The sequence below is a fragment of the Sphaerisporangium sp. NPDC004334 genome (assembly GCF_053602655.1).
In genome coordinates this window covers 185,561-202,878 of sequence record NZ_JBSGDZ010000017.1, presented here as the reverse complement: position 1 = coordinate 202,878, position 17,318 = coordinate 185,561, and the positions used below count along the sequence as shown (strand labels likewise).

The window sequence follows — 17,318 nt, the reverse complement described above, 5'->3', positions numbered from 1 at the left end:
GGCCGCTCCGGCGGCCACCACGCCCCCCGGGAGCGCGGCGCGAAACTTTCACGGCCGTGCCGGGCGTCCGCGGGCGTCCCCGCGGCGGTGAGAGCGGTGACGAGGGCAGGGGAGACGGGCCGCGGGCGTCACCTGTGCACGTACGTCCAGAGCGCATGGAAAAGCGGAACGCCCGCCTCGCTCGGCGGGTGCCGAGGAGGCGGGCGTTCCGCTCAGAAGGCGGAGGGCTTCACCGGCCCGGCCGGTCAGATCCGGACGGGAAGGCTCTTGATGCCGTTGATGAAGTACGACCGCAGGCGCTTGGCCTCGCCGGCCGGGCGCAGGTCGGGCATGCGCTGCGCCAGTACCTCGAACAGCACCCGCAGCTCCAGCTTGGCCAGGTGGTTGCCCAGGCAGAAGTGGGCGCCGCCGCCGCCGAAGCCGATGTGCGGGTTCGGGTCGCGGCCGATGTCGAAGCCGCCCGGAGCGGCGAAGACGTCCTCGTCGCGGTTGGCCGAGGAGTAGAACACCACGACCTTGTCGCCCTCCTTGACCTGCTTGCCGTGCAGGGTGGTGTCGCGGGTGGCGGTGCGGCGGAACAGGTTGACCGGGGAGACCCAGCGGACGATCTCGTCGGCCGCGGTGCGGGCGAGGGACGGGTCGCGGACCAGCCGCTCCCACTGCTCGGGGTGCTCGAACAGGGCGAGCATGCCGCCCGACGCCGCGTTGCGGGTGGTCTCGTTGCCCGCGACGACCAGCAGCAGGACGAACAGGTCGAACTCGTCCTCGCTCAGCGACTCGCCGTCGTCGCCCGGCTGGAGCAGCTTGGTGACGATGTCGTCGCGCGGCTCCTCGCGGCGCCGGGCGGCGAGCTGGTTGGCGTAGGCGTAGACCTCCATCGCCGCCGCCTGGCCCTCCTCGGGGCTGGTGGCGTAGTCGGGGTCCTGGCTGCCGATCATGCGGTTGGACCACTGGAACAGCTTGTCGCGGTCCTCGACCGGCGCGCCGAGCAGCTCGCAGATCACGTACAGGGGGAGCGGGGCCGCCACGTCGGTGACGAAGTCCACCTCGCCCTTGGCGGTCGCCTCGTCCACCAGGCCGTGGCAGATGTCGCGGATGTGGTCCTCGAGGATGCCGATCTGGCGCGGGGTGAAGCCGCGGTTGACCAGCGAGCGCCGGCGGGTGTGCTCCGGCGGGTCCTGGTTGAGCATCATCATCCGCTGGAGCTGGCGCTGCTCCTCGGCCATCTCGTTGAACAGGGCCAGGCTCCTGCTGGAGGAGAACACATCGGAACGGCGGGAGATGTGCACGACGTCCTCGTGCTTGGTGACGGCCCAGAAGCCCGGCCAGCCCGGCTCCTGCTCGCCCTCGTGCCAGAAGACCGGATCGTTGGCGCGCAGCCACCTGAGCTGCTCGTGCGGGACGCCGGAGCGCGCGTAGTGGTCCTGGTCGACGAGGTTGATTTCCATATGACCGCCCGGGGGAGTTGATCAAGCGCTTGGTCGGCAGGTTTCTGAAACGTGTTCTATTACGGTCGCCGGAGCCCGTCAAGGCACGCCAGGATGGGAATACCCTGCCGGGCCGCCGTACCACCACGTCCAGGGGTCAGGTTACGAGATGGTGAAAGCACTGTCGCGATGACGGCACAGCCATCGGATGAATAGGCGGACAGCCTCGCCAACCCTCTTGACGTGGGCGCATCTCCGCGTAGTCTTCTTTTCCAACACATCCGATGAATATGGGGGAGACGCGTGAAGCTGCTGCGAGTCGGACCGCCCGGAGAGGAACGGCCCGCCGTCCTGGACGACGCCGGCCGCCCGCGTGACCTGCGCGGCGTCCTCGGGCAGGGCGTCGACTTCGACGGGGACTTCTTCGCCTCGGGCCGGATCGAACGTGTGGCGATCGCCCTGCGGGCCGGCGAACTGCCGCCGCTCGACGAGGAGGCCGCGCCGGGGACCACGGAGGGCCGCGTCGGGGCGCCGATCGCCCGTCCGGGCAAGGTGGTCTGCGTCGGCCTCAACTACCGCGACCACGCCGAGGAGACCGGGGCGTCCATCCCCGGCGAGCCGATCATCTTCATGAAGGCCCCCAACACCGTCGTCGGGCCCGAGGACGAGGTCCTCATCCCGCGCGGCAGCGTGAAGACCGACTGGGAGGTCGAGCTGGGCGTCGTCATCGGCAGGACCGCCCGCTACCTCGGCACCCACGAGGAGGCGCTGGCCTGCGTCGCCGGCTACGCCGTCTCCAACGACGTCTCCGAGCGGGAGTTCCAGCTCGAGCGCGGCGGTCAGTGGGACAAGGGCAAGTCGTGCGAGACGTTCAACCCGCTCGGCCCCTGGCTGGTCACCGCCGACGAGGTGCCCGACCCACAGAGCCTCGGCCTGCGGCTGTGGGTCAACGGCGAGGCAAGGCAGGACGGCAGCACCGCGAACATGATCTTCGGGGTGGCCGAGATCGTCCGCTACCTCAGCCAGTTCATGGTCCTGGAGCCCGGCGATCTGATCAACACCGGCACGCCCGCCGGCGTCGCCCTCGGCATGCCCGGCCAGCCGTACCTGGTCAAGGGCGACGTGGTCGAGCTGGAGATCGACGGCCTGGGCCGCCAGCGCCAGACGGTGGGTCAGGCATGAGCCGCGCACCGCTGATCATCGCCCTGGAGACCCACGACATCCGGTTCCCCACCTCCCAGGAGCTGGACGGGTCCGACGCGATGAACCCCGACCCGGACTACTCCGCCGCCTACGTGGTCCTGCGGACCGACGGCGGCGTCGACGGCCACGGCTTCGCCTTCACCATCGGCCGCGGCAACGACGTGCAGACCGCCGCCATCGCCGCCCTGGAACCGTTCGTCGTGGGCCGCCGCCCGGACGACCTCGGCGCCCTGTACAAGGAGATGGTGCACGACTCCCAGCTCCGCTGGCTCGGCCCGGAGAAGGGCGTCATGCACATGGCGATCTCCGCGGTCGTCAACGCGCTGTGGGACCTCAAGGCCAAGCTGGAGGGCAAGCCGCTCTGGCAACTGCTGAGCGAGATGTCCCCCGAGGAGCTCGTCGACCTGGTCGACTTCCGCTACCTCAGCGACGCGCTCACCCCCGGCGAGGCGCTGGAGATTCTGCGCCGCGCCGAACCGGGCCGGGCCGAGCGCGCAGCCGACCTGCGGGCCAACGGCTACGCCGCCTACACCACCTCCCCGGGGTGGCTCGGCTACGACGACGACAAGCTGCGCCGCCTGTGCCGGGAGGCGATCGCCGCGGGCTTCACCCAGATCAAGCTCAAGGTCGGCGCCGACCTCGACGACGACCTGCGCCGCATGCGCATCGCCCGCGAGGTCTGCGGCCCCGGCTTCCGCATCGCGATCGACGCCAACCAGCGCTGGGACGTCGGCGCGGCCATCACCTGGGTGAACGCGCTCAGGGAGTACGACCCGTACTGGATCGAGGAGCCCACCAGCCCCGACGACGTGCTCGGCCACGCCACCGTCGCCCGCGCCCTGGCGCCGATCAAGGTGGCCACCGGCGAGCACGTGCAGAACCGCGTGGTCTTCAAGCAGATGCTCCAGGCCGGTTCGATGTCGATCGTGCAACTCGACTCCGCCCGCGTCGGCGGGGTGAACGAGAACATCGCGATCCTGCTGCTCGCCGCCAAGTTCGGTGTGCCCGTCTGCCCGCACGCCGGCGGCGTCGGCCTGTGCGAGCTGGTGCAGCACCTGGCCATGTTCGACTACGTGGCGGTCAGCGGCAGCCGGCAGGACCGGGTGATCGAGTACGTCGACCACCTGCACGAGCACTTCGTCGACCCCGTGGTGGTCAAGAACGGCCGCTACCAGGCGCCGGACGCGCCCGGGTTCAGCGCCGCCATGCGCCCGGAGTCGATCTCCGCCCACACCTTCCCCGGCGGGCGCGTCTGGGCCGGCGGCGACGTCGAGGAGGGGGCCGCATGAGCGAGCTGGAAGGGCTGTCCGCGCTGGTCACCGGCGGCGGCTCGGGCATCGGCCTGGCGACCGCCGAGCTGCTCGCCGAGCGCGGCGCCCGGGTGGCCTGCCTGGACCTCGACCCGCCGGGCGAGCCGTTCGTCGGCGTCAAGGCCGACGTCACCGACGACGCCGCGGTCCGCTCCGCCGTCGCGGCGGCGGCCGGACGGCTCGGCGGCATCGACATCCTGGTCAACAACGCCGGCATCGGCGCGGCCGGGACGGTCGAGTCCAACCCCGACGAGGAGTGGTTCCGCGTCCTGGACGTCAACCTCCTCGGCATCGTCCGGGTCACCAGGGCGGCGCTGCCGCACCTGCGCGCGTCCACCCACGCGGCCATCGTCAACACCTGTTCGATCGCGGCCACGGCCGGCCTGCCCGACCGCGCGCTCTACAGCGCGTCCAAGGGCGCGATCCTGTCGCTGACGCTGGCCATGGCCGCCGACCACATCGGCGAGGGCATCCGCGTCAACTGCGTCAACCCGGGCACCGCCGACACGCCCTGGGTGCAGCGACTGCTCGCCGTGGCGCCGGACCCGCAGGCCGAACGCCGCGCGCTGGAGGCCCGTCAGCCCATGGGCCGACTGGTCAGCGCCCAGGAGGTCGCCGCGGCCATCGCCTACCTCGCCGGCCCGCTGGCGTCGAGCACGACGGGCACCGTGCTCGACGTGGACGGCGGCATGCACGGCCTGCGGCTGCGTCCCAAGACCTAGCCGTCCCAAGACCTGGCCGTCCCAAGACCTGGCCTTCCGGTCCCACCTCCCCAGGCCCGCCGCTCCTCACCTCCCCGGAGGCCCACCCCGCCGCCCCTACGTCCCCGAGGCGGCCCCGACGTCCCGCACCCGCCCTCCCGGGGCGCCGCGCCCTCATACCGAGGCGCCCCGCAACCCCCCGCATTTCCCGTTGAATCGAGGCGACAAGTGACAATACGATCCTCGGCCACCTACGGTGTGGCACTTCTCGCGGCGACCCTGACCCTCGCCGCGTGCGGGTCGTCGACGCCGTCCAGCCCCTCGTCCTCGGCCGGGGGCGGTTCGACCGCCGCCGCCGGGGGCGGCAAGATCGGCATCGACTTCCCGCGCGCCGACACCGACTTCTGGAACTCCTACAACAAGTACGTCCCGCAGATGGCGAGCCAGCTCGGCATCGACCTGATGCCGCCGACCAACTCGCAGAACGACATCGCCAAGCTGGTGGCCAACACCCAGGCGCTGGTGAGCCAGGGCGCGAAGGCCATCGTGATGGCCCCGCAGGACACCGGCGCGATCGCCACCACCCTCGACCAGCTCGCCGGGAAGAACATTCCGGTCGTCACCGTGGACACCCGGCCCGACAAGGGCAAGACTTTCATGGTGGTCCGCGCCGACAACCGCGCCTATGGCGAGAAGGCCTGCAAGTTCCTCGGCGACCAGCTCAAGGGCAAGGGCAAGGTCGTCGAGTTCCAGGGCTCGCTGTCGTCGGTCAACGGCCGCGACCGCTCCGAGGCGTTCGGCGCGTGCATGAAGTCCAACTACCCCGGCATCACGGTCTTCGCCGAGCCCACCGAGTGGGAGGGCCCCAAGGCCTCGGCCGCGCTGCAGACCCGGCTCACCCAGCACCCCGACATCAACGGCATCTACATGCAGGCGGGCGGCGCCTTCCTCGCGCCCACCCTCCAGCTGCTGAAGTCCAAGAACCTGGTGGTGCCGCCGACCGACCCCAAGCACATCTTCATCGTCTCCAACGACGGCATCCCGCAGGAGTTCCAGGCCATCCGGGACGGGCAGATCGACGCCACCGTCTCCCAGCCCGCCGACCTGTACGCCAAGTGGGCGCTCTTCTACGCCAAGGCGGCATTGGAGGGCAAGACCTTCGCGCCGGGCGCGACCGACCACGACAGCACGATCGTCGACGTCGGCGGCGGTCGTCTGGAGGACCAGCTCGCCGCGCCGCTGGTCACCAAGGACAACGTGGACGACCCCAATCTCTGGGGCAACCAGGTCAAATGATGTCGTCATCCGCCACCCCGGCCGTCGAGGCCCGTGACATCACCAAACGGTACGGGCCCACGACGGCGCTCGACGACGCGGGCATCGTCATCGCCGAGGGAGAGACGCACGCCCTGGTCGGCCGCAACGGCGCCGGCAAGTCGACGCTGGTGTCCATCCTGACCGGGCTCCAGCGCCCCGACGCGGGCGAGGTCCGCTTCGCCGGTCGGCAGGCCCCGCCGGTCGCCGACCGCGACGGCTGGCGCCGCAACGTCGCCTGCGTGTACCAGAAGTCCACGATCATCCCGACGCTCACCGTCGCGGAGAACCTGTTCCTCAACCGCCAGTCGGCCCGCGGCCCGATCAACTGGCGGACGCTGCGGGCACGGGCGCACGAGGTGCTGGAGCAGTACGGGGTGGCGGTCGACGCCGGGCGCCTGGCCGGCGATCTCAACGTCGAGCAGCGCCAGCTGCTGGAGATCGCCCGGGCGCTGTCGTTCGGCGCCCGGTTCATCATCCTGGACGAGCCGACCGCGCAGCTCGACGGCCCGGCGATCGAGCGGCTGTTCGACCGCATGCGGTCGCTGCGCGAGCAGGGCGTCACGATGATGTTCATCTCCCACCACCTGGAGGAGGTGTACCGGGTGTGCCAGTCGGTCACGGTCTTCCGCGACGCCCGGCACGTCCTCACCAGCGCGGTGGACGACCTGCCGCACGACGAGCTGGTCGCCGCGATGACCGGCGAGGCCGCGGCCGGCTACCAGGCCAGGGCCCGGGCGGCGGACGCCGGCGCGCCGGCCGTGCTGAGCGCCGAGAAGCTCACGCTGGCCGGCCGCTACCAGGACGTCGATCTCACCGTGCGCGCCGGGGAGATCGTCGGGGTGGCGGGGTCGGGCAGCAGCGGCAAGGTGAGCCTGGCCGAGACGCTCGTCGGCCTGCTCGCCGCCGACAGCGGCACGGTGACCGTCAACGGCACCCGGCCCCGGCCGGGGGACGTCGCCTCGGCGCTGCGCGCCGGGCTCGGCTTCGTCCCGAAGGACCGGCACAAGGAGGGCTTCGTGCCGCTGCTGTCGATCGCCGAGAACGCCACTCTGCCGATCGCGCACAAGCTCGGCCGCCTCGGCGCGGTGTCCCCGGCCCGGCGCCGCGCCAAGGCCGAGAGGATGATCGAGGATCTCACCATCAAGACGACCGGGCCCTCCCAGCCGGTCGGCGACCTGTCGGGCGGCAACGCCCAGAAGGTCGTCATGGCGCGGGCGCTCGCCGACGACCCCAGGGCGCTGGTCGTGATCGACCCGACCGCCGGGGTGGACGTGCGGGCGAAGCAGGCGCTGCTCGGAGCCGTGGAGGACGCGGCCGAGCGCGGCGCGGCGGCCGTGCTCGTCTCCGACGAGCTGGACGACCTGCGCATCTGCGACCGGGTCGTCGTGATGTTCCATGGACGCATCGTCAAGGAAGTGCCACGGGGCTGGGCGGACGCCGAGCTCGTGGCGGTCATGGAAGGTGTCGACGCACGATGACGGAAACGACCGTGGCCTCCCCCGGCAGCCCCGGCGAGTCCCCGGGCACGGAGGTCAGCACGACGCGGGGCCCGGCGAGGGTCCCGCTCGCGCGGTTCCGCGACCTCGCCTTGGTGCCGGCCATCCTGCTGCTGATGGTCGTCGGCGCCCTGCTGGAGCCGGCCTTCCTCAGCGCCGACAACCTGACCAACGTGCTCCAGCAGCAGACCGAGCTGTCGCTGCTCGTGCTCGCCGAGGCGATCATCCTGATCGCCGGGAAGTTCGACCTGTCGCTGGAGTCCACCGTGGGCCTCGCGCCCGCGCTCGGCGTCGCGTTGGTCATCCCGGCCGCCTCCAACGGGCTCGGCACCGAATGGCCGACGTGGCTGGGCGTGCCGATCTGCCTGCTGATCGGCGTGCTCGTCGGGGCGTTCAACGGCATGCTCATCATGCGGTTCAAGCTGTCGGCGTTCATCGTGACGCTCGGCATGCTGATCGTGCTGCGCGGCCTGCAGATCGGCTTCACCGGCGGCCAGAACCTCTTCGCGCTGCCCGAGTCGTTCCTGTACCTGGGCAACGCCCGCTGGCTCGGCCTGCCGGCCTCCATCTGGATCTGCGTGGTCGCCTACGCCATCGGCATCGTCGCGCTCGGGTACTTCCGGCACGGGCGCTCGATCTACGCGATCGGCGGCAACGTCGACGCGGCCCGCGCCGCGGGCGTGCGCACCGACCGGGTCATGTGGACGGTGTTCATGATCGGCGGCCTGCTGGCCGCGCTCGCGGGCCTGCTCATGACCGGCCGGCTCGGGTCGGTGGCGGCCGCCCAGGGCGACGGCATGATCTTCACGGTGTTCGCGGCCGCGGTCATCGGCGGGGTCAGCCTCGACGGCGGCAAGGGCACGCTGTTCGGCGCGCTGTGCGGCGTGCTCGTCCTCGGACTGATCAACAACATCCTCACGCTGGCGGGCGTCTCCGCGCAGTGGATCCAGGCGATCTACGGAGGCATCATCCTCATTGCGCTGATGCTCGCCCGGGTGACCAGCGGAAAGGCACAAGATTGACCCAGCGCATCGCCCTGCGCACCCGGCTGCGCCCGGGGGCCGAGGAGGCCTACGACAGGGAGCACGCCACGATCCCCGCCGACCTGGAGGCCCAGATGCGCGGGGCGGGCGTGCACACCTGGAAGATCTGGCGCGACGGCCTCGACCTGTTCCACTACATCGAGGCGGACGACTACGCGGCCCTGCAGGACAGGCTGCGCCTCAGCGAGGCCAACCTGGCCTGGCAACGCCGGATCGACCGCCTGCTGGACGGGGACTTCGACCCCTCGGCCACGGGTATGCGCATGGTCTGGCAGATGGAGGCGCCGGCTCCTTGAGCCGGCGGCGACCGACGAAGGAGAAGCGATGCAGAGCCGGACCGTGGGACGCGGCGTCCAGGTCACCAGGTACGGATTCGGCGCCGCGCCGATCGGCAACCTGTTCGCGGCGGTGGGCGACGGCGAGGCGCGCGAGGCGGTCGACGCGGCGTGGGCGGCCGGGGTGCGGTACTTCGACACCGCCCCGCACTACGGCCTCGGCCTGTCCGAGCGCCGCCTCGGCGCCGCTCTGCGCGACCGGCCGCGTGACTCCTACGCCCTGTCGACCAAGGTAGGGCGGCTCATCGTCCCGGCCGAGGACGCGGCGGCCGGCCACGAGCCGCCCGCGGGGGGCGGACGCGACGACCAGGGCTTCGACGTGCCCGCGACGCGGCGCCGGGTCTGGGACTTCTCCCGCGACGGCGTGCGCCGCTCCATCGAGGAGAGCCTCTCGCGTCTCGGGCTGGACGCGGTCGACATCGCGCTGATCCACGACCCGGACGACCACTGGGCGCAGGCCGTGGGCGAGGCCTACCCGGCGCTGGCCGAGCTGCGCGACCAGGGCGTGGTCAAGGCGATCGGCGCCGGCATGAACCAATGGGAGATGCTGGAGGGTTTCGTCAAGGAGACCGACCTCGACGTGGTCATGCTCGCCGGGCGTTACACGCTGCTCGACCAGTCGGGCGGCGCGCGGCTGCTGCCGCTCTGCCAGGAGCGCGGCGTCGCGGTGTTCGCGGCCGGCGTCTTCAACAGCGGGCTGCTGGCCACCCACGAGCCGGCCGGCACCTACGAGTACGCGCCGGCTCCCGGCCCGCTGGTGGAGCGGGCGCGGCGCATCGCGGCGGTGTGCGAGCGGTACGACGTCACGCTGCCGCAGGCGGCGCTGGCCTTCCCGCTGCGGCACCCGGCGGTGTCCTGCGTGGTCTCCGGCGCCCGCTCGGCGGCGGAGGTCGAGCGCAACGCGGCCCTGGCCGCCGTCCCCGTCCCCGGCGAGCTGTGGACCGCGCTCGCCGAGGAGTCCCTGGTCACCCTCGGCTAGCCGGATGGAGAGCAGCTCATGATCGACGCCCATCACCACCTGTGGGACACGGCCGCGCGCGACTACCCGTGGATGAGCGGCGCGGCGATGGCCCCGCTGCGCCGCCCGTACGGCCTGGCGGACCTGCGGCGCGGGTGCGCGGCCCGCGGCGTCGAGCACACGGTGCTGGTGCAGACCGTGGGCGAGACGGAGGAGACCGAGGAGTTCCTGGCCACCGCGGCGGCCTCGGACGGACTGGTGGCGGGCGTCGTGGGATGGGTCGACCTCACCGCGCCGGACGTGGCCGGCGAGCTCATGCGCCTGCGTTCCCTGCCGGGCGGCGAGCTCCTGGTGGGGATACGCCACCCGGTGCAGGACGAGACCGACCCGAAGTGGCTGTACCGCGAGGACGTGCGGCACGGCGTCCGCGCGGTCGGCCAGGCGGGCCTGGCCTACGACCTGCTCGTGCTGGCACACCAGCTCCCGGCGGCCCGCGACCTCGTGCGCGACCTGCCGGGCGTGCGGTTCGTGCTGGACCACGCGGCCAAGCCGCCGATCGCGTCCGGCGCCGTCGAGCCGTGGGCGAGCGAGCTCAAGGCCCTGGCCGCCTCGCCCAACGTGATGTGCAAGCTGTCCGGCCTGGTCACCGAGGCCGACTGGCACGACTGGGACGCGCCGCGCCTCGCCCCGTACGCCGAGCACGTCCTCGGCTGTTTCGGGACCGACCGGGTGATGTTCGGCTCCGACTGGCCGGTGTGCGAGCTCGCGGCCTCGTATGAACAGGTCGTCGATCTGGCCCGGGAATTGACCGCAGGCCTTTCCGCCGCGGAGCGCGAGCTGGTTTTCGCGGGCAACGCCCGGGTGGCGTACGACCTGCCATCCTGAGCCGACGCCCGCCGGCTCGCTGTTCCCTTTCCCGTACGTCCGCCTGAGGCCAGGCGGGCGTACGAGCATGCCCTGATCTCGGAAAACGCGGGCCTTTGCCCGGCGTTCATGGCAGCATTCGTGAATCACGGCGGGGAAAGGGTTTCCATTTACCCGCCGGGCGCGATAACCCCGGCGGTTAACGCTGATTGCTCATTCTTAGCCGCATATTGGCCCTTTTGGGTGCGACGTCGGGTATATCCGCAAATGCTGACGGAAAGGTCCGAACAGGGTAAGGGAGAGGCTCATGATGGCGGTGCGCGCGGGAGTCATGGCGATGGTCATGCCGGTGACGTTGCTGGGCGGAGGCGCCGTGGCGTCGGCCAGGCCCCAGCCGGAGCCGCTGAGCCGCGGCCCCGAGCCGGTCCTCGCGCTCGGCCGCTTCGCGGGCTACGGCCCCGGGCAGACGGCCGTCACCTACGACCCCAAGCTCGTCCCCTCCGGCGCGGCGGCGGCCGTCGCCTATGTCCCCACCGCCGACGGGCACGCCAGCGTGCAGCTGAGGGCGCAGGGGCTGCTGCCCAACCGCAGGTACGGCGCGCACGTGCACACCAACGCCTGCGGGTCCAAGGGCGAGGACGCCGGGCCGCACTTCCAGCACGTCCAGGACCCGAAGACGCCCTCCACCGATCCGAAGTTCGCCAATTCCCGCAACGAGATCTGGCTCGACTTCACCACCGACGGCCAGGGCAACGGGTTCTCCCGCGCCGCGCTGGAGCGCAGGTTCACCGACCGGCGCCCGCACTCGGTGATCGTGCACGCCGACCACACCCACACCGACCCCGGACACGCCGGCCAGGCGGGCGCCAGGCTCGCCTGCATCAACGTCGACTTCTGAGGACGTCGGCCGCTCGTGAGCACGTCGGCCGCGGGCTGAGCGCGTCCGCCCCGCGGGGGAGCGTGGGGGGTCAGGGGAGGCGGGCCGCCGTGCCGGCGTAGCGAGGCGCGGCGCCGGCGGTCTCGCTCACCTCGAAGCTCACCTGTCCGTCGCCGAGCGGCGACAGCAGCAGGGTGCCCTGGTGACACTGGTCGCCCCGCACGCGGTCGAGCCGGAAGACCGCCGTGGCGTCCCGCGCGCCCGCCGGGGTGAGGCGGCCGGAGCAGTGCAGGTCGGCGCCCCACAGCATGGTGCCGGTGTCGGCGCCGGTGGGCAGGCGGATCTCCACCGGGAACACCCGCCCGGCGGCCGGATGCTCCGCGGTGCCGGTCCAGGTGCCCGCGTAGGACACCCCGCCCGGCTCCCGCCCGCCCGTCGCCCACCACACCGCGCCGAACGCCACGACAGCCGCCACCACGGCGAGCCCGGCGAGCGCCGCCCATCGCCCGCGCCGCCGCCCGGGACGGGCCGGACTCCCGGGCGCGGCGCCCGCACTGGAGCCGGTGTGGCCCTCGGTGGCGGCGGCCGGGCCGCCGTGCCCGTCGCCGGTCGCCTCCTCGGCTTCCCCGGGGACCGTGGTCCCGGGAGCGTGCCGGCCCTGGGCGGGCCCTGCGGGGGCGCCGGCGGCGCGCGAGGGCGGTGCGGTGGACGGGTCGGCGGCGCGCCAGGGCGGTGCGGCGGCCAGGGTGGCGCCCGTTTCGAGTACGCCGTGACGCGGCATGGGGGCGGCGGCCGGTCCCGTGCCGATGAGCAGGCGCAGCGCCTCCTCGGCGCCCGGGCGGTCGGCCGGGTCGGCGGCGAGGCAGGCCACCACGATCTCCCGCAGCGGCCCGGCGAGCGGGCCGAGGTCGGGCTCCCCGAACAGGATGCGGCCCAGGGTCGCCTCGAACGACCGAGCGGCGTAGGCGTGACGTCCGCTCGCCGTGAAGGCGACCGTGAGCGCCCAGCCGAACATGTCGGCCGCGGGCTCGGCGCGCTCGCCCTTGAGCTGCTCGGGCGAGATGTACGCGGGCGTGCCGACGGGCGGCCGGCCCGTGGTGGTCACCGTGCCCGTCATCCGCGAGATGCCGAAGTCGATCACCCTGGGCCCTTCGAGGCCCAGCAGGACGTTGCCGGGCTTGAGGTCTCGATGCACGACCCCGGCCCCGTGGATCGCGGCCAGCGCCGTGGCGGTGCCGACGGCGATGCGGTCCAGGGACCCCCCGGCGAGCGGCCCCTCGGTGGCGACGTGCCGGTGCAGCGAGACCCCGTCGACGTACTCGCTGACGATGTACGGACGGTCGCCGTCCAGGTCGGCGTCCAGCACCTGGGCGGTGCAGAACGGCGCCACCCGCCGGATCGCCCGCACCTCGTCGGCGAACCGGCGGCGTGCCCGGTCATCGTCCAGCCGCGCGTGCATCAGCTTCACCGCGACCGGCTCGCCGCCGGGCCCCAGCGCACGGTACACCACACCCTGCCCGCCCTGGCCGAGGCGGCCGGTCAGGCGGTAGTCGCCGATTCGCTCGGGGTCGCCGGGCCGCAGGGGGTCGGGTGGGGCCATGATCCATGATTACCACGAACCCGCGCGGGGCACGGCCGGCGCGTCAGCCGGCCCCGGCGCCGCGCAGGGCTCCGGCGGGCGGCGGGCCTTCCGGGGTGCTGAGGGATGCGGCGGCCCTCCGCGCGGACGGCCGCACGGCCAGGACGGCGAGGCCGGTCAGCACGATGGCGCCGCCCAGCAACTCGCCGGGGCCGGGACGCTCGCCGAGCCAGACGCCGGCCGTCGCCATGCCGATGATCGGGACGAGCAGCGTGAACGGCGCCACGGCCGAGGCGGGGTACCGGCGCAGCAACGCGTTCCAGATGCCGAAGCCGACGAAGGTCGACAGGACCACCACGTAGGCCAGCGCCGCGACCGACCCTAGGGCGAAGGAGGAGAACGCGCCGCGGATGCGGTCCGGGCCCTCGAACAGCGCCGACAGCCCGAGCAGGGGCAGCGGCGGCACCAGGCTGGACCACACCAGCAGACCGAGCCCCCCGGGCGCCTCGGCGCGCCGGACGCACACGTTGGCGACGCCCAACGAGGCCGCGGCCCCGAGCGCGAGCAGCAGGGGCCACAGCGGCACCTGGGCGCCCCTGCCCACCGCGATCACCGCGATGCCGGCGGAGGCGACCACGATGCCGGCGAGCCGGCGCCGTCCCGGGCGCTCGCCGAGGACCACGGCGGCGACGGCCACCGTGAAGATCACCTGCGCCTGGAGCACCAGGGAGCTGAGGCCGGCGGGCAGGCCCAGGTACATGGCGGTGAACAGCAGCCCGAACTGCCCGGCCCACTGGAACAGCCCTACGACGACGATCCAGCGGACCGGGATCGCCGGGCGCGGGATGAGGAACACCGCAGGGACGGCGACCAAGGTGAAGCGCAGCGCCGCGAACAGCAGCGGCGGGAAGTGTTCGAGCCCGATGTCGATGACGACGAAGTTGACGCCCCACAGGACGGCGACGGCGATGGCGAGGAAGGAGTGAAGGGGGCGCACCCCTGGAGTTTCGACGCGTGGCGCAGTTCAGTCCAGCTATTTCTTCTAAAGTGATTTGTGTAGTGACGCTACATCGTTCTGCGGGCCGTCCGGCGTGGTGGCCGTCTCGCCCGGAGCGGCCGTCGTCCCGGCCGGTGTGGTCGTCGTCGCGGCGGGAGCGGCCGTCGTCGTGGGAGCGGCGTATCGGCGTAGCGCCGGCATGGCCAGGGCGATCAGCCCGGCACCCACGATGGTGGCCAGGCCGCCGCCGACCGCGCTCACGGTGGGCGACAGCGCCGAGCCGAGCGCGCCGGCGCGGAAGTTGCCGAGCTGCGGGCAGCCGGCGCCGACCAGGTACTCGGCGGCGCCGACCCGGCCCCGGTAGCGGTCGGGCGTCGCCACCTGCACGACCGAGGTGCGGAAGACCACGCTCACCACGTCGGCGGCGCCGGCGACGGTCAGCAGCGCCAGCGCCGGCCACAGAGTGGGAGTCAGGCCGAAGCCGGCGACGGCGGCTCCCCAGATCGCCCCGGCCACCAGCATGGCCCGGCCCTGGCGGGACACCCGCCCGACCCATCCCGACAGCGCCGTGCCGGCCAGGCCGCCGGCCGCGACGGCGGAGGTGAGCAGGCCGAGCGTCTCGGCCGACCCGCCGAAGCGCTCGGCGTTGATCACCGGGAACAGCGCGTAGGGCATGCCGAGGAGCATGGCGCTCATGTCGGCGAGGAAGGCGCCGCCGATCACGCGGTTCCTCCCGATGAACCGCAGCCCCTCGGCGACCGCCCGCGGGCCCGGCCTGGTGCCCCCGCCCTCCGGCGGCATCGCCGGCAGCCGCGCGACACCGTACAACGCGAAGGCGAAGCTCAGCGCGTCGATGAGGTAACACGTGCGCAGGCCCCAGCCGGCGGCGATCACCCCGGCCAGGGCGGGGCCCACCGTCCCGCTGAAGTGGAAGGTGAACATGGTGAGCGCCGCGCCCGCCGGGACCTGCTCGGGCGGCAGCAGCCGGGCGAGGAACGTGCCGCGCGCCGGGCTGTTGACCGCGGCGAGCGCCGACTGCAGCACGACCAGGCAGTACAGCGGCCACACCTGGCCGAACCCGGCGAACGCCTGGACGGCGAACAGCGCCGACACAACGGCCAGGCAGCCGCTGGTCACCAGCACCAGCTTGCGCCGGTCGACCGCGTCGATGACCACGCCCCCCGCGAGGCCGAGCACGATCGAGGGAACGGCGCTCGCCAGGCCGACCGCGCCGACGGCGACCGCCGAGCCGGTCATCGTGTAGACCTGCAGGACCACGGCGAAGGTCGTCATCTGCCCGCCGACGGCCGACAGCAGCGTCCCCGCCCACAGGCGGCGGAACGCGGGAGAGCTCCGCAGGGGACGCACGTCCATCAGCAGCCGGCCGCCCGCCATGTCCCCGTCCCCCTCCAGACGCCAGGTCCCCCCGGATGAGGGACGGTCGGCGATGAGCCGGGGAAGTCTAACCACGCCTCCGGCGGCGCGGCCAGCGGTTTTCCGCGCGGAACACCGGGACGCGGTGGTCACCGGCGTCTCGTGGGCGACGCTCGAGCTGTTCCCGTGTCGGTGGCCTGGGCCGCCGACGCCGGCCGGAGGACACGGCGGCGCCTAAGGCCGGAGCCCTCGGAGGCGTTCGGCGAGGAAGCGGCGCTCGGCGGCGTTCTCGGTGAGCAGCAGCGCCTCCTCGTACGCGGTGCGGGCCTCCGCGATGCGGCCGAGGCGGCGCAGGAAGTCGGCGCGCGAGGCGGCCAGGTAGCCGTACCCGGCCAGTTGCGGCTCGCCGGCGAGCGAGTCCAGCTCCCTCAGTCCGCGGGCGGGACCATGGACGAACCCCAGGGCCACCGCGCGGTTGAGCGCCACGACCGGTGACGGCCAGACGCAGACGAGCAGGTCGTAGAGCGCGAGCACCTCGCGCCAGTCGGTGTCGTCCCAGGTGGGCGCCTCGGAGTGGACGGCGGCGATGGCGGCCATCAGGGCGAAGCGGCCCGGCGGGCGGCGCCGCAGCGCCTCGCGGACCAGCGCCGCTCCCTCGGCGATGGCCGGACGGTCCCAGCGGGTGCGGTCCTGCTCGTCCAGCGTGAGCAGCCGCCCGTCGCCGGCCACCCGGGTGGCGGCGCGGGCGTCGGTGAGCAGGATCAGCGCGAGCAGGCCGGCGACGTCGGCGTCGTGCGGCAGCAGCGCCCGGAGCATGCGGGTCAGGTCCAGCGAGCGTTCCACCAGGTCGCGGCGGACGACCGACTCGCCGGCCGGGGCGGTGTGCCCGGTGGTGAACAGCAGGTGCACGACGGTGAGCACCGCGTCGATACGCCCCGGCAGCGCCTCCGGCGGCGGCACGCGGTAGGGGATGCGCGCGGCGGCGATCTTCTTCTTGGCCCTGGTGAGGCGGGCCGCCATGGTCGGCTCGCTCACCAGGAAGGCGCGGGCGACCTCCGCCGTGGTCAGCCCGCACAGCAGGCGCAGGGTCAGGGCGACCTGCGCCTGCAGGGCCATGGCGGGGTGGCAGCAGGTGAAGATCAGCCGGAGCCGGTCGTCGCCCGCCCGCGCGGCGGGCGTCTCGTCCGGTCCCGGCTCGACCTGGTCCTCCAGCAGCAACGGCAGCGACCGGCGCATGGTCGCGTCCCGGCGCAGCAGGTCCAGGGCGCGGTTCCTGGCCACCGTCGTCAGCCAGGCCCCCGGGCTGGCCGGCACGCCCTGGGCGCTCCAGGCGGTCAGCGCCCTGGCGTAGGCGTCCTGCACGCACTCCTCGGCCAGGTCGATGTCGCGGGTGACGCGCACCGCCGCGGAGAGCACGAAGGCCCACTCGCGGCGGTGCGCGTCCGCGACGGCGGCTGCCGCCTCCGGGGTCACCTCAGTCGAAGATCTGCACCGGGCGGACCTCGACGCCGCCGTAGGGCGCCGGAACCTGCTTGGCCACGGCGATCGCCTCGTCCAGATCGGCCGCGTCGATCAGGTAGTAGCCGCAGATGGCCTCCTTGGTCTCGACGAAGGCCCCGTCGGTGACCAGGAACTCGCCGGAGGAGTCCCTGCGGATGGAGGTGGCGGTGCCGGTCGGGTGCAGCGCGTCGCCGCCCAGCAGCTTGGGCCCGTTGTTCTCGGCGAACACGACGTGCTCCTTGTAGACGCGGTCGTGGTCCTCCCGCGTGGCGGCGGCGTAGGAGGCTTCGTCCTCGTAGATGAGAACCAGGTACTTGGCCATGATGCGGTCCTTCCG

16 protein-coding genes are annotated in these 17,318 nt (G+C 73.0%); 10 read left to right on the top strand and 6 right to left on the bottom strand.

The features are described 5' to 3' along the window. Positions 1-245: 245 nt before the first annotated feature. Complete coding sequence (locus tag ACWEN6_RS23525; RefSeq protein WP_452572788.1) at positions 246-1,448, bottom strand: cytochrome P450; 1,203 nt, start codon at positions 1,446-1,448, stop codon at positions 246-248. Between the two features lie 282 nt (positions 1,449-1,730). Here ACWEN6_RS23525 and ACWEN6_RS23520 point away from each other — a divergent pair, with 282 nt between their 5' ends. The 10 genes from ACWEN6_RS23520 (at position 1,731) to ACWEN6_RS23475 (ending at position 11,552) form a co-directional block, all read left to right on the top strand. Continuing rightward, positions 1,731-2,609 carry a fumarylacetoacetate hydrolase family protein gene (locus tag ACWEN6_RS23520; RefSeq protein ID WP_354847061.1) on the top strand — a complete coding sequence of 293 codons (879 nt, stop codon included), beginning with the start codon at positions 1,731-1,733 and terminating at the stop codon, positions 2,607-2,609. Further along, positions 2,606-3,919, top strand: a complete 1,314-nt coding sequence (locus tag ACWEN6_RS23515) for an L-fuconate dehydratase (RefSeq protein ID WP_354847063.1) — start codon at positions 2,606-2,608, stop codon at positions 3,917-3,919. The genes ACWEN6_RS23520 and ACWEN6_RS23515 overlap by 4 nt, the downstream gene beginning before the upstream one ends. Beyond that, positions 3,916-4,662, top strand: a complete 747-nt coding sequence (locus tag ACWEN6_RS23510; protein ID WP_452572786.1) for an SDR family NAD(P)-dependent oxidoreductase — start codon at positions 3,916-3,918, stop codon at positions 4,660-4,662. The genes ACWEN6_RS23515 and ACWEN6_RS23510 overlap by 4 nt, the downstream gene beginning before the upstream one ends. A gap of 207 nt (positions 4,663-4,869) precedes the next feature. Continuing rightward, on the top strand, positions 4,870-5,937 hold the full coding sequence (locus tag ACWEN6_RS23505) for a sugar ABC transporter substrate-binding protein (protein WP_452572784.1): 1,068 nt from the start codon (positions 4,870-4,872) through the stop codon (positions 5,935-5,937). After that, a complete protein-coding gene (locus ACWEN6_RS23500) occupies positions 5,934-7,436 on the top strand; it encodes a sugar ABC transporter ATP-binding protein (protein ID WP_452572782.1) in 1,503 nt (500 codons plus the stop codon). The genes ACWEN6_RS23505 and ACWEN6_RS23500 overlap by 4 nt, the downstream gene beginning before the upstream one ends. After that, on the top strand, positions 7,433-8,476 hold the full coding sequence (locus tag ACWEN6_RS23495) for an ABC transporter permease (RefSeq protein ID WP_354847076.1): 1,044 nt from the start codon (positions 7,433-7,435) through the stop codon (positions 8,474-8,476). Before ACWEN6_RS23500 ends, ACWEN6_RS23495 begins: the two co-directional genes overlap by 4 nt. Then, positions 8,473-8,793 (top strand): L-rhamnose mutarotase, encoded by a 321-nt coding sequence (locus ACWEN6_RS23490; protein ID WP_452572780.1) that lies wholly within the window; start codon positions 8,473-8,475, stop codon positions 8,791-8,793. Before ACWEN6_RS23495 ends, ACWEN6_RS23490 begins: the two co-directional genes overlap by 4 nt. A gap of 28 nt (positions 8,794-8,821) precedes the next feature. Then, positions 8,822-9,811, top strand: a complete 990-nt coding sequence (locus ACWEN6_RS23485) for an aldo/keto reductase (protein ID WP_452572778.1) — start codon at positions 8,822-8,824, stop codon at positions 9,809-9,811. Between the two features lie 18 nt (positions 9,812-9,829). After that, positions 9,830-10,675: an amidohydrolase family protein gene (locus ACWEN6_RS23480; RefSeq protein ID WP_452572776.1), complete on the top strand. Its 846-nt coding sequence runs from the start codon at positions 9,830-9,832 to the stop codon at positions 10,673-10,675. A gap of 286 nt (positions 10,676-10,961) precedes the next feature. Then, complete coding sequence (locus ACWEN6_RS23475) at positions 10,962-11,552, top strand: superoxide dismutase family protein (RefSeq protein WP_452572774.1); 591 nt, start codon at positions 10,962-10,964, stop codon at positions 11,550-11,552. Positions 11,553-11,622: 70 nt separating this feature from the next. On the opposite strand, the gene ACWEN6_RS23470 is transcribed toward ACWEN6_RS23475, so the two are convergent. From ACWEN6_RS23470 to ACWEN6_RS23450, 5 genes are all read right to left on the bottom strand, one after another. Continuing rightward, entirely contained in the window at positions 11,623-13,131 is a 1,509-nt protein-coding gene (locus tag ACWEN6_RS23470; RefSeq protein ID WP_452572772.1) for a serine/threonine-protein kinase, read from the bottom strand. A 43-nt stretch (positions 13,132-13,174) separates the two neighbouring features. Then, on the bottom strand, positions 13,175-14,107 hold the full coding sequence (locus ACWEN6_RS23465; RefSeq protein ID WP_452572770.1) for an EamA family transporter: 933 nt from the start codon (positions 14,105-14,107) through the stop codon (positions 13,175-13,177). 45 nt (positions 14,108-14,152) lie between these two features. After that, complete coding sequence (locus tag ACWEN6_RS23460; RefSeq protein WP_452572768.1) at positions 14,153-15,577, bottom strand: MFS transporter; 1,425 nt, start codon at positions 15,575-15,577, stop codon at positions 14,153-14,155. A 138-nt stretch (positions 15,578-15,715) separates the two neighbouring features. Continuing rightward, positions 15,716-16,954 (bottom strand): RNA polymerase sigma factor, encoded by a 1,239-nt coding sequence (locus ACWEN6_RS23455; protein ID WP_452572766.1) that lies wholly within the window; start codon positions 16,952-16,954, stop codon positions 15,716-15,718. Between the two features lies 1 nt (position 16,955). Next, a complete protein-coding gene (locus tag ACWEN6_RS23450; RefSeq protein WP_452572764.1) occupies positions 16,956-17,303 on the bottom strand; it encodes a YciI family protein in 348 nt (115 codons plus the stop codon). Positions 17,304-17,318 lie beyond the last annotated feature (15 nt).